General features: G+C 30.6%; 15 protein-coding genes. 2 read left to right on the forward strand and 13 right to left on the reverse strand.

The annotated features are described in order from the left end of the window. From xseA to COZ07_RS01950, 12 genes are all read right to left on the reverse strand, one after another. Window positions 1–612, reverse strand: a 612-nt coding sequence (gene xseA, locus COZ07_RS01895; RefSeq protein ID WP_406606904.1) for an exodeoxyribonuclease VII large subunit, incomplete at its 3' end; no start/stop codon positions are given. Window positions 613–618: 6 nt separating this feature from the next. Further along, window positions 619–1,041: a transcription antitermination protein NusB gene (gene nusB / locus COZ07_RS01900; protein ID WP_406606905.1), complete on the reverse strand. Its 423-nt coding sequence runs from the start codon at window positions 1,039–1,041 to the stop codon at window positions 619–621. 35 nt (window positions 1,042–1,076) lie between these two features. Next, window positions 1,077–1,502, reverse strand: a complete 426-nt coding sequence (locus COZ07_RS01905) for an Asp23/Gls24 family envelope stress response protein (protein WP_406606906.1) — start codon at window positions 1,500–1,502, stop codon at window positions 1,077–1,079. A 73-nt stretch (window positions 1,503–1,575) separates the two neighbouring features. Next, complete coding sequence (efp, locus tag COZ07_RS01910) at window positions 1,576–2,133, reverse strand: elongation factor P (protein WP_406606907.1); 558 nt, start codon at window positions 2,131–2,133, stop codon at window positions 1,576–1,578. Between the two features lie 20 nt (window positions 2,134–2,153). Then, on the reverse strand, window positions 2,154–3,380 hold the full coding sequence (gene glyA / locus COZ07_RS01915; protein WP_406606908.1) for a serine hydroxymethyltransferase: 1,227 nt from the start codon (window positions 3,378–3,380) through the stop codon (window positions 2,154–2,156). Between the two features lie 90 nt (window positions 3,381–3,470). Continuing rightward, complete coding sequence (locus COZ07_RS01920) at window positions 3,471–4,001, reverse strand: transposase (protein WP_406606909.1); 531 nt, start codon at window positions 3,999–4,001, stop codon at window positions 3,471–3,473. Between the two features lie 278 nt (window positions 4,002–4,279). After that, window positions 4,280–5,362, reverse strand: coding sequence for a M24 family metallopeptidase (locus tag COZ07_RS01925; protein WP_406606910.1), 1,083 nt, complete (start codon window positions 5,360–5,362; stop codon window positions 4,280–4,282). Window positions 5,363–5,392: 30 nt separating this feature from the next. Continuing rightward, the gene (rimO, locus tag COZ07_RS01930; RefSeq protein ID WP_406606911.1) at window positions 5,393–6,733 is read right to left on the reverse strand and encodes a MiaB/RimO family radical SAM methylthiotransferase; all 1,341 of its coding nucleotides are present in this window, start codon (window positions 6,731–6,733) and stop codon (window positions 5,393–5,395) included. Window positions 6,734–6,751: 18 nt separating this feature from the next. Further along, window positions 6,752–7,096 (reverse strand): YkvA family protein, encoded by a 345-nt coding sequence (locus COZ07_RS01935; RefSeq protein WP_406606912.1) that lies wholly within the window; start codon window positions 7,094–7,096, stop codon window positions 6,752–6,754. Between the two features lie 31 nt (window positions 7,097–7,127). Then, on the reverse strand, window positions 7,128–7,787 hold the full coding sequence (locus tag COZ07_RS01940) for an adenylate/guanylate cyclase domain-containing protein (protein ID WP_406606913.1): 660 nt from the start codon (window positions 7,785–7,787) through the stop codon (window positions 7,128–7,130). Between the two features lie 653 nt (window positions 7,788–8,440). Further along, window positions 8,441–8,605, reverse strand: coding sequence for a type II toxin-antitoxin system PemK/MazF family toxin (locus COZ07_RS01945; protein ID WP_406606914.1), 165 nt, complete (start codon window positions 8,603–8,605; stop codon window positions 8,441–8,443). A 1-nt stretch (window position 8,606) separates the two neighbouring features. Continuing rightward, window positions 8,607–8,828: a hypothetical protein gene (locus COZ07_RS01950; RefSeq protein WP_406606915.1), complete on the reverse strand. Its 222-nt coding sequence runs from the start codon at window positions 8,826–8,828 to the stop codon at window positions 8,607–8,609. A 400-nt stretch (window positions 8,829–9,228) separates the two neighbouring features. On the opposite strand from COZ07_RS01950, the gene COZ07_RS01955 reads away from it, so the two are divergent. Next, window positions 9,229–9,495, forward strand: coding sequence for a hypothetical protein (locus tag COZ07_RS01955; protein ID WP_406606916.1), 267 nt, complete (start codon window positions 9,229–9,231; stop codon window positions 9,493–9,495). After that, window positions 9,462–9,764, forward strand: a complete 303-nt coding sequence (locus COZ07_RS01960; protein ID WP_406606917.1) for a nucleotidyltransferase domain-containing protein — start codon at window positions 9,462–9,464, stop codon at window positions 9,762–9,764. The genes COZ07_RS01955 and COZ07_RS01960 overlap by 34 nt, the downstream gene beginning before the upstream one ends. A gap of 372 nt (window positions 9,765–10,136) precedes the next feature. On the opposite strand, the gene COZ07_RS01965 is transcribed toward COZ07_RS01960, so the two are convergent. Then, complete coding sequence (locus COZ07_RS01965; protein WP_406606918.1) at window positions 10,137–11,456, reverse strand: ATP-binding protein; 1,320 nt, start codon at window positions 11,454–11,456, stop codon at window positions 10,137–10,139. Between the last annotated feature and the right edge of the window lie 446 nt (window positions 11,457–11,902).

Consider the following 11,902-nt stretch of genomic DNA (forward strand, 5'->3'; position numbering starts at 1 on the left):
AATGAAATCTAAATTATTAAAATGTTTATTTAAAAAATCTATCTTTTTAGCAATTTCTCGCGCCGCGAGTGTTCCTTGAACTAAAGAAGGAACAACTAAGATGGAAAGATTAGGAAATCTTCTTAGCGATATAGTTAAAACATCTCTAATTGCCGCTCCAGTAGGGGAAGTTATAACCGCAATATTTTTAGGAATAAGGGGTAATTTTTTCTTAAATTCCTCTGAAAAAAGTCCTTCCGCCTTAAGTTTTTCTTTCAATCTTTCAAAGGCTAAATAAAGCTCACCTTTACCCGCTTCTACAATTTCTTTTACATATAATTGATATTCCCCTCTCCTTTCATAAACATTAATATCTCCTCTTACTTTAACTTTCATTCCATCCTGAGGCATAAATCGTAAGCTAAGGTTATTTCCTTTAAACATCACACCTTTAATCTGGCTTTCCTGATCTTTAAGTACAAAATACATATGCCCGGAGGAATGTAATTTAAAATTTGAAATTTCTCCTAATATCCATACGTTTTGTAGGTTATAATCATTTTCAAAAAGATTTTTTATATATTTAGTGATTCTGGAAACGGTATAAATTTTAGCTTCTGTATAATTAACCATAATTTTTTAATCTATTTTCTTCAATATTTTATCTATTTTATTAATTTTCCCTAAAACTCCATTTACAAAGCTAAAAGAGCTTTTGGTGCTATATTTTTTAGCTAATTCGACTGCTTCATTAATAGAAACGCTTTTAGGTATATTATCTATATATAATATTTCGTAAATAGCTATACGCAAGATATTTCGATCAATATTGGTGATTCTTTCTAAGGACCAATTATTAGTATAGCTTTTAATTTCCTTATCGATTTCAGCTAAATTACTTATAACCCCCCTTACTAATATTATAGTAAATTCCTTAACTTCTTCGGGAAGTTCATTACTTTCAAAGTTATATTTTAGTGCTTCTTCCATATTGGTATTAACTAAATCAATTTGAAATAGTACTTTTAAGGCTAATTCTCGGGATAATCTTCTTCCTCCCATTGTTCCTCCCTATGGAATGACTACCTAAAATACATTTAGAATACTTTTATAAATAGATTAGAAGCAACTAAATCTTTCCTGCTCTGTGTTTTTTTAGGAAATTGAATTCCTTGAATATGTATATTTATTTCTCTGATATCTGTACCTATTTTTTTTATTATTTCTTCTTTAATTCTATTTTGAATATCCCAGGCTGTATCAGGCATTCTTACTCCATATTTTATAATAATAAATAAATCTATAAATATATTATTCTCTTTTATTTCTACTTTTATGGTGCGGGAAGCATTTTCTAAGTTATTTGTACTTGCCTTTCCCATTAACATATCAGTTATTTCTTTCATAATTGTTTTTCTACTTCCCACCACACCTTTAACCTCAGCTAAATTTAAACTGATTATATTTCCGATGGTTTCGTTAGAAATATTTATTTCTCCTAAATCATTTTTTATAACTTTCATTAGTTATACCACCTCTATTTCGCATATCGTATTATATTTTTTTCATGATGATTTTTGGGTAATTTGTCATTTTTCATTCTCTTTCTAAATATTTATTTTCTCTGGTATCAATTTTAACTACGTCACCTTCTTTGACGAATAAGGGAACTTGAATTATTGCTCCAGTCTCTAAAGTTGCTGGTTTAAGTGCACCAGATACCGTATTTCCCTTAACCCCAGGCATAGTTTTAGTAACTTTTAAATTTATAAAATTAGGTAACTCTGCACCTATCATCTTTTCTTTATAAAACATAATATCAACGTCATTGCCTTCTTTTAAGAAATCAGTTAAACCACTTAATTGCTCTTTAGATAAGGAAGTTTGTTCATAATTTTCTTTATTCATAAAATAATAATTATCACCATCTTTATACAAATATTGCATAGTTTTTTTATCAATTATTACTTGTTCCATTTTATCTACGGGTTTAAATGTTTTTTCAATAACCATACCAGTTTTAATATTTTTTAGATTGGTTCTGATTAAAGCACCTCTCATGGCTACTTTTACATGTTGATAATTTACAATCGTATATATTTCATTTTTATACTCAATGATCATACCTTTTTTAATATCACTAATAGAAATCAAATTAAAACCCCCCTCATTTCTTAAGCAAACTTCTTATTAATATTTTCTACTTCTATTCTTACTTCTTCTTTTATCTTCTGGTCTTCTATATTATTTAGAACTCGACTAATCATCTCCGCTATCAGAATCATTTCTTTCTCTTTCATCCCTCTGGTAGTAACTGCCGGTGTGCCAATTCTTATTCCACTGGTAATCATAGGACTTTGGGTATCAAAAGGAATCGCATTTTTATTAACCGTAATTCCGGCTTCTTCCAACGCCTTTTCGGCTTGCTTTCCGGTAATTCCTTTATTTCTTAAATCTACTAACATTAAGTGATTATCTGTTCCACCTGAAACTAAATTATAATCTAATTCCATTAATTTAGCAGCTAAGATTTTCGCATTTTTAACGATTTGTCTTTGATATTCTTTAAATTCGGTAGTCATTGCTTGTTTAAAACATACTGCTTTAGCAGCAATCACATGCATTAGTGGTCCGCCTTGAATCCCTGGAAATATAGTTTTATCAATTACTCGAGCATAGTCTTCTTTACATAAAATTAGACCACCTCTGGGCCCTCTTAAAGTTTTATGAGTAGTACTAGTAACAAAATGACAGTAAGGAATAGGGCTTTGATGAAGATCGGCGATAATTAATCCAGCAATATGGGCAATATCAGCCATTAAATATGCCCCTACTTCATCAGCAATAGACCTAAAGATGGAAAAATCTATTTCACGAGGATAAGCACTCGCTCCAGCAATGATTAATTTTGGTTTATGCTTTAAAGCTAAATCTCGCAAGTTATCATAATCAATTCGTCCAGTATCTTTTCCTACTCCGTAAGGGACGATATTAAAGAATCTTCCCGAAAAGTTAACTGGACTTCCATGAGTAAGATGTCCTCCATGAGAAAGGCTCATCGCTAAAATGGTATCTCCTACTTCTAAGACACTAAAATAAACTGCCATATTTGCCTGTGAGCCAGAATGTGGCTGAACATTAGCATGGTCAGCTTTAAATATTTCTTTAGCCCTGGCAATGGCTAAATTTTCTACTATATCAATGTATTTACACCCACCATAATATTTTTTACCAGGATACCCCTCTGCATATTTATTGGTTAAGACTGAACCCTGGGCTTCCAATACTGCGGAAGATACAAAATTTTCTGAGGCAATTAGTTCGATGGTATTTTTTTGACGATTTTCTTCATTTTTTATAGCTTCAAAAATTTCAGGATCAACTTTCTTTAAATTATTCATATATTCCCTCCTCTTTATATTTTGTAGGGGTCGGATTTATCCGCCTCTTCTTTATTGCTTTTGTAGGGGGTAAATTCATCCACCCTGTCCTTATGTTCTTTGTTCTTTGTAGGGGTCGGATTTATCCGACCCGTCCTTATAAAACTCTTCAAATTTTATATTTTCTACTAAAGGATTACTTTGAATATATTCCCTTATTTTTAACAGAGCGTACTCATTTCTTATGACATGTTCATAATAATTTCTCTGCCAAAATTTCATTCTCGTGTTTCTGGTAACCAGAGCCTTAAAGGCCCTAACTATTTCTGGTAAATCTTTTTCTACTTCGTTAAATACAAAAATCATATGAAGATGGGTGGGCATAAGGATATACCAATCAATTGTTAAGCCAGAAAAACGTTCTGGCAAAGATAATAAAATGTTCTCTATTATTTCTTCGTATTTCTTGATAAATGGTTTTCCTCTGTAAGTACAAATGGTAATAAAATAATAACCATTTGATTTGTAATCATAGCTTTTTAATCTTATCTCTTTTCTTTTTGGTACACTTCCTGCGGGTTCGATAAATCGAACCCCTACCTCACCATTTTTTACAACTTTTACTTTTTTATTTTTATTCATTCTTATTTTCATTTATTTTTTTTAAAACAAACGGAAAAATTTAAATTATTTAAATTTAGAATTGTATTATTGTAGGGGTCGGATTTATCCGCCTCTTCTTTATTGCTTTTGTAGGGGTCGGATTTATCCGACCCGTCTTTATGTTCTTTGTTCTTTGTAGGGAGCGGATTCATCCGCCTCTTCTTTATTGCTTTTGTAGGGGGTAAATTCATCCACCCCGTCTTTATGTTCTTTGTTCTTTGTAGGGGTCGGATTTATCCGACCCGTCTTTATATATTTTATAAATTAAGAATTTTAGGAAACCAGGTCAATATTTCATATCCCTCTTCGGTAATCAGTACTGAATCTTCAATCCTGACTCCACCAGTCTCAGGTAAATATATCCCCGGTTCTATGGTTATTACCATTCCGGGTAAAAGAATAGTTTCATCATTAAAAGAAACACGGGGCAATTCATGAATATCTAACCCTACTCCATGACCTAAACTATGGCCAAAATATTTTCCATAACCCTTTTTTTCAATTATATTCCGCGCAATAAAGTCTACTTCTTTGCATTTTATCCCTGGTTTTAAAAATTCAAGGGCTTTTTCCTGGGCTTCTAAGACAATAGAAAATATCTCTTTTTGTTTTTCATTTTCTTTCCCCAAGATTATAGTTCGAGTTATATCCGAATTATAATTTTGATAATTTGCCCCCATATCAATAATGATTAGTTCATTTTCAATAATTTTTCTCTCGGACGGTTTTCCATGAACTAAAGACGATCTTTCCCCTGATACAATAATAAAGTCAAAAGCCTCTTTTTGGGCACCCTTTTTCCTCATAGTATAAGATAACTCGGTAGCAATATCAAGCTCTCGTATACCTGGTTTAATCATTTCAAATACTTCTTTTAAAGTTTCGGTAGTTATTTGAGCCGCTTTTTTGATGATAGTAATTTCTTCTTTATCCTTAATCATTCTTATCTGTTCAATTAGATTATTAGTAGGTAAAAATTCTATAGATTTAAAGCTATGGAAATATTTCAAATAATCAGTATAACTTAAAGTATTACTTTCGAAAGCTATTTTTTTTATCTTTTTTTTCTTTATTATTTTATCTAATGCCTCTATTCGAGCATTTTTATGGTTTGGCTCTTCAGTTATAATTTTAAAATCTGGGCTTTCTTTTTGAGCTTGCTCAGTATAACGTGAATCAGTTAACAAATAGTTTTCATCTTTAGTAATCAGGGCAATTCCTTCTCCATCAAAGCCACTTAAGTAATATAAGTTTTTTAAGTTAGTAACTAAAAATCCTTCGATTTTTATATTTTCTTTTTCTATTTTATCTCTAAATATTTTTAATCTTTCTTTAATCAAGATTAATACCTCCCTCTCCATATTTTTCCATTATTTTCTAATTTCACCCACTAAATCATATTCAGAAGTTTCCATAATATTTACTTTCATGAACTCCCCAGCCAAAACTTTATCTGTTTTTATGATTACCTTTCCATCTATCTCGGGGGCATTGGCTTCCGTGCGGCCAATGGCTAACTTTGATTTGCCGGAAGATATTTCATCAACTAAAACTTCTACTTCTTTTCCTAGGTAAGAAGAATTTATTTCTTTAGAAATTTTCTGTTGAGTAATCATTAATTTTTCTAACCGTTCCTTCTTTATTCGCTTAGGAATTTGCTGGGAAAAATTATGGGCTGGAGTTCCTTCTTCTTGGGAATAAATAAATGCCCCTAACCTTTCAAATCGGACTTCTTTTACAAAATTCAACAATTCTTCAAAATCTTGATCGGTTTCTCCCGGAAATCCCACCATAAAAGTAGTACGCAAAGCTAAATTAGGAATTCTATCTCTTAACCTATTTATCAAATCAATAATATATCTTTTATCAATTGGCCTATTCATTTTTTTTAATATTCTATCACTGATATGTTGTAAAGGTAAATCTAAATACGGGCATATCCTGGTATAATTGGCTATCACTTCGATTAATTCATCATTATAATGAGCCGGATGAGTATATAAAAGTCTTATCCATTTTAAATTTTCTAACTCAAGAAGAGAAAGTCTTTTTAATAATTCAGCCAATTTATATTCTTTATAGAGATCAATTCCATATAAAGTAGTATCTTGACCGACTAAAATTACCTCGGAAAGTTTTTGTTTTTCAGATAACATTTTCACTTCTGTAATTATATCTTCTATTTTTCTACTACGATAATTTCCTCTTATTTGCGGAATCAGGCAATAAGAACAATTATTCTGGCAACCTTCTGATATTTTAATATAAGCGTAATGTTGGGGGGTTAAGATAGTCCTTAGGGCAGTTTTAGGGTAAAGAAAATCGGAATTAGAGTTTATTTTATAGATTTGTTCACCCTGTAAAACTCTTTCTACTATATCATTAATCTCTAACAAATTTCCAACACCTAAAAAAGCATCTACTTCGGGAAGTTCCTGACTTAAATTATTATTTTTATATCTTTGAGGGAGGCAACCAATTACTATGATATATTTTATTTTACCTTCTTTTTTCAATTTAACCAGAGAAAGAATCTCTTCTATTGATTCTTCTACCGCATCTTTTATAAAACTGCAGGTATTTATAATTACTATTTCTGAATTATTAATTTGTCCGCTTATCTGGTGCCCTTTTTCTTTTAATATTCCACAAATTATTTCAGTATCTACTAAATTTTTTGGACACCCTAATGATTTAATCCCAATTTGCATAAAATTAATAACCCTTTCTCAACGAAAAAATCTATATCTTTGCTTATTTTCTATATCGATTGCCTTTACATGCCCTTCTACAACCTCTGGTGGACTTAATTTAACTAAGCCGATTAAACAAAAAATTAATATAATAATATCTTCAAAATATCCCAAGAAAGGAATCAAAAAATCAGGCAATAAATCATAAGGAGATAAAAAATATACAATTGCTCCGTATACTAACAATTTAGGAAAAAAAGACACTCTCTTATCTTTAAGCAACCTTAAAGATAATTTTATAAAATTAGGTATGTGGTAAATTATTCTAGCCAAATGCAGCTGCTTTTTTAATTTACTATAAGGATCTTTATCTTTAGACATAATTTATCTCTCAAAAAGTAAAAATTTTTTTCTAACTCTTTAAGGTGTATACATTAATCAAATCTTTCTTGCCTTTTATCTTTAATTTACGAGAATGAGTAAATTTAAAATTATCCTTAATCTTTTGATAGGTTCTTTCGCCAACCATAATTTCTCCCGTTGGAGCGTTAACTTGTAAACGAGAAGCTAAATTAACTGTGTCTCCGATAACTGTAAATTCTTTTCTGGTAGGTGAACCAATCTCACCAGAGATGCATAAACCGGTATTGATTCCAATTCTCGCTTTCAATTTTATTTTTTCATTATCAATCTTTATTACACCATTTTTTTGGATAGATTCCATCATTTCCAAACTTGCTCTAAATGCTCTCTCCGGGTCATTCTCGCGAGAATACGGTGTTCCAAAGACAATCATTAAACCATCACCCAAAAATTTATTGATTGAGCCTTCGTATTTATAGATAATATTGATGATGGGTTGGAATATTTGATTTAATATTTCAATAGCTTCTTCGGGATCTAAATGTTCAGCAAAATGGGTGAAGTCTTTTATGTCCAGAAATATTACGGTAGCTTCTCTTCTTTCGCTGGGTAAGCTTGCTTGTCCTTCTAATATTCTGGAAGTTACCGCTTGAGGAACATAAGGTCTAAACAATTCTAATAATTTATTTTCTTCTTTTTGTTTTTTCATTTTAAATTATTATCCTATAACTCCTTATCTTAATCTTATTTTTTATTAAAAATTGGCGTCTCACCGATCAATGTCATTGCGAGGGTGATACTCAAACAATATTGAGTGCTACCCGTGGCAATCACAAATTCAAAAATATATTTCTTTATTCCCTAATATTCCCCTCCCCTCGGCGGGAGAGGGTCAGGTTGAGGGGGAAATAAATCCACCAAGCCTGTAGAACAGGCGTCTCCCGCTTTCACGAGGGCAGGCTCGCCTGTCTATTATATAATGTAGGGGTTCGATTCATCGAACCCGCAATGATAGAGAAGCTTAATTTATCAAGCACATAGCAAATTAATGATTTATATTATTATAACAAAAGTAGTAAAATAAATAAAGAGAAATAAAGTCATTGCAGTCAACCTTATTCATTAAATCACCATAAAATCCACAGGACAGAGGCGTCTCGCCTGTCAAATAGAATAAAAAATAGTCGAGCTAATATTTTATTATAACTCGCCTATTTTTTAGAATAATATTTACTTTAATTAATTATACTGCCTTATTTGCAATAACAGTTAATAAAATGGCCCGTCTGCGTGCGTACACGCACAGGCAGAGATGTGTCCCTGTTTATTTATTCTTTTTTATTTACTCCAATTACTCCAAACTTAGTTAACGTCAAGATGAATTAAAAGTGCTTTCTCTATCATTTCTAATTTTTCAGGAAGTAAAGTACTTACAAAATTGATAAGTCTTTTTTTATCTACAGTTCGAATTTGATTGCATTTTACTAAGGATACAAACCAAATCTCACCTCTTTTTGGAGAATCCATATTATTTCCATCCTTCCAGAGTAATCTTCTCCCACTCCTGGTTAATTTCTTTATCTTCTCTTTTAGTTGCTTTATATCCTTCTATTAAAAGCTGATCCAACTTTTTTCTATTTATCTTCTCAATCTTTTCTTTTATAGCTTCGGCAATGAAGTTACTCTTGTTAGGGATATTTTGTATTTCTTGGGCAATTTTTTCTGGCAAGGTAATATTTAACCTTTTCATGTACATCACCTCCTGTATTAATTAAACACTAAACAATACACAATTCAATTATTTTTATACTATTTCCCCTCTCCCCCCCCCTGAAGAAATTAATCTATTCCTTCATATTTCCCTCTCCCCTCAGCGCGGGAGAGGGTTAGGGTGAGGGAGAATTTGATTTTTATATTGTAATTTTTAATATTATAACAAAAGCAGGAAAATAAATAAAGAAGGTATACCCCGCTAAAGTTTACACTAACTCATTTTTTTAAGGAAAAGATAAAATTTCCTTCTATGGAATTTACTTTAATCTATTTTTTACTAATATTCTTTAAATTTATGATATAATACAAATACTAAAATAATAATATAAGATTACTTGAAAATAAAAATGCCTAAATATATCAAAAAAGAGTAAAAAATGCGTAAAGATACTAATAATTTTATTAAATCTGCAGAATATGATTTAAATACAGCTGAATTCATGCTTAAATTAGGAAATATACAACTTCCTTTAGAATTATTTAATTTTATGGCTAAAATAAATAATGCAAGCATAGTTACCAGATACCCTGAAGACTTTTTAAAAATATTGGAAGCCTATCCTAAAAGCGTTGCAGAAGAATATCTTTCTAATACTAAGGAGATTCATGAATGCTTAAAAAAGCACAAGACATTAAAGAAATAATAGAAAGATTTAAACAAGAATTAAGGAAATTTAATATTAATTCTGATAAAATTATTCTCTATGGTTCATATGCTAAAAGTAACCCTCGTGAAGATAGCGATATTGACTTAATAGTTATTTCGGATGATTTTAAAAATATGAACTTAAGAGAAAGATTGGAAATATTGGGTTTAGCCGCAGGACAAGTTTTTGAACCCATAGAAGCCTTAGGATACACCCCGAAAGAAATTATACAAAAAAAAGAAACCTTTTTAGAAGCAATTTTATGAATTAAAGAATAATTGCTTAACAAATTTATTATTTAATTCAAATTTCATTCACTATACTTAGCGTATAGCGTTTAGCGGATAGGTATAAGAATATTTCACAAATTACTTAAAAAGTAGGGGCTTGATTTAAAGAATAAGAATTTTTGTGTTTGTAGGGGCTTGATTTATCAAGCCCGTAAGGAATTCGGGGCGGATGAATGAATCCGCCCCCTACCAAAAATCACCATAGAATCCGCAGGACAGGCGTCTCGCCGGTCAAATAGAATAAAAAATAGGCGAGCTAATATTTTATTATAAATCGCCTATTTTTTAGAATAATATTTACTTTAACTAATTATGGTGCTTCATTTGCAACTTGAGCCCAAGGTGTCCCTATTTATTTTCAAAAATGTGTTGTATACACAGCCATTTCCACAATGGAATTATTTTTATTTTTGTATTACCTATTTCTTTTTCTATATCTTCATCTTCAGTAATAATAGTCAAATACTTTATTCTAAATTCATCTTTGGCCATCAATAAACTCTCAATCTCTCTATCTAAGGTTTTTTTATAATTCAAATTATACGAAACCTGAATAGCTTCATCTATCTCTAACCCTCTCTTTATTAAAAAGTCAACTTCTTTACCTTTTTTCGATTTCCAATAGTAAATTTCTTTATTCCTTCTTTTTAATTCCAAAAATACCAGATTTTCATAAATATGTCCTGGGTTCTCTGAAAATTTAAAGGATATAGAATTTCCTAAGGCAGTATCAATAATATAGATTTTAGAGGGATTGTAAATTTGCCGCTTAATAGAATAGTCGAACAAGTTGATTTGAAAAAATAAAAACACCTCTTCTAAGATTTCCAAATAACTCTTTACAGTATTAATGCTTTTTACTCCTATCAAAGAAAGCAATTTGTTATAACTATGGATTGATCCGAGATTAGAAGCCAGGAACAAACATAATTCCCGTATTTCTTTTATCTTTTTTATAGAATATCTGGGCAGGATATCTCGGTAGATGGTATCCTTAAAATATTGTTCCAAGAGAGTTGGGTCATTAATTTTTACTATCTCGGGATAACCGCCTAATTTTAGATATTCTTGAAAAAAACTTTTTATTATTGCTCTTTTCTCGGTTTGATAAAAATCATTTTCCTCTAATCTATAATTCTTAAAAACCAAAAATTCCCTGAATGAAAAAGGAAAATTGATTATTACTCTATTCCTTCCGGTTAAGGCGGTAGATATTTCAGACCTTAATAAACTAGCATTAGAACCAGTAATAAATATCTTTATATTTTCATTTTCATATAATCTATTTACCCATCTTTCCCACCCGGATACATTTTGAATTTCATCTAAAAAGAAATATTGCCTTCCAGTGGGTTTGTTTATTTGTAGATAAAGTTCATAAATCTGAGAAAAATCACCAGTATTAAACTCGATAAATCTTTCATCTTCAAAATTTAGGTAAAGAATGCTAGAAGGAGGAACTTGATATTTCTTTATAAGGTCATCGCAAATCAATTTCATTAAAGAAGATTTACCGCCCCTTCTTGTGCCTGTAATCATTACCACTTCTTTAAATTTAATAAATTTTTCCATATTGTCTTGAACTTCCCTTCTAACCAAATCAGTTCTATTGGCAAGGAAACTTTTCTTATATTCAATTAATAATTCTTTTAATTTGTTTTTATCCATTTTGGTTCTCCTGATCTAATATATTGCATTTCAATTGTAATATATAACATAATATATTGCAAATCAAATGATATATTACATTATTCATACGCTCCTCTTGTTTGAGGGGAAAGATTAAGATAGAGGTTAATTTGATTTTTATTTTAGGACTGGTGTCTCACCGGTCAATGTCATTGCGAGGGTGGCACTCAAATAATATTGAGTGATACCCGTGGCAATCTCTATTTTCAAATAATTGTAGGGATTCGATTCATTGAACCCACAATAATATAGGAGCTTAATTTCTCAAGCCCATAGGGAATCAAAGATTTCTAGTATTATAACAAAAGCAGAAAAATAAATAAAGAATTACATAAAAAGAGCTTTTTGCTTTGTAAGATATTTTTTGGTTTTTAGTCACTGATTAAGCCTGCTCAAGAGGTAAATTACAACAGGTCTATATGAAG

Origin of the sequence: Candidatus Infernicultor aquiphilus (genome assembly GCF_002784285.1) — a bacterium.
Taxonomy (GTDB): domain Bacteria; phylum Atribacterota; class Phoenicimicrobiia; order Phoenicimicrobiales; family Phoenicimicrobiaceae; genus Infernicultor; species Infernicultor aquiphilus.

What these genes read in the sequence shown, in the direction of transcription:
- COZ07_RS01965 (WP_406606918.1), bottom strand. Translation starts at nt 11,456, where the DNA reads ATGGATAAAAACAAATTAAAAGAATTATTAATTGAATATAAGAAAAGT.
- COZ07_RS01940 (WP_406606913.1), bottom strand. Translation starts at nt 7,787, where the DNA reads ATGAAAAAACAAAAAGAAGAAAATAAATTATTAGAATTGTTTAGACCT.
- COZ07_RS01920 (WP_406606909.1), bottom strand. Translation starts at nt 4,001, where the DNA reads ATGAATAAAAATAAAAAAGTAAAAGTTGTAAAAAATGGTGAGGTAGGG.
- COZ07_RS01905 (WP_406606906.1), bottom strand. Translation starts at nt 1,502, where the DNA reads ATGAAAGTTATAAAAAATGATTTAGGAGAAATAAATATTTCTAACGAA.
- COZ07_RS01935 (WP_406606912.1), bottom strand. Translation starts at nt 7,096, where the DNA reads ATGTCTAAAGATAAAGATCCTTATAGTAAATTAAAAAAGCAGCTGCAT.
- COZ07_RS01945 (WP_406606914.1), bottom strand. Translation starts at nt 8,605, where the DNA reads ATGGATTCTCCAAAAAGAGGTGAGATTTGGTTTGTATCCTTAGTAAAA.
- COZ07_RS01960 (WP_406606917.1), top strand. Translation starts at nt 9,462, where the DNA reads ATGCTTAAAAAAGCACAAGACATTAAAGAAATAATAGAAAGATTTAAA.
- rimO (WP_406606911.1), bottom strand. Translation starts at nt 6,733, where the DNA reads ATGCAAATTGGGATTAAATCATTAGGGTGTCCAAAAAATTTAGTAGAT.
- glyA (WP_406606908.1), bottom strand. Translation starts at nt 3,380, where the DNA reads ATGAATAATTTAAAGAAAGTTGATCCTGAAATTTTTGAAGCTATAAAA.
- COZ07_RS01955 (WP_406606916.1), top strand. Translation starts at nt 9,229, where the DNA reads ATGCGTAAAGATACTAATAATTTTATTAAATCTGCAGAATATGATTTA.
- nusB (WP_406606905.1), bottom strand. Translation starts at nt 1,041, where the DNA reads ATGGGAGGAAGAAGATTATCCCGAGAATTAGCCTTAAAAGTACTATTT.
- COZ07_RS01950 (WP_406606915.1), bottom strand. Translation starts at nt 8,828, where the DNA reads ATGAAAAGGTTAAATATTACCTTGCCAGAAAAAATTGCCCAAGAAATA.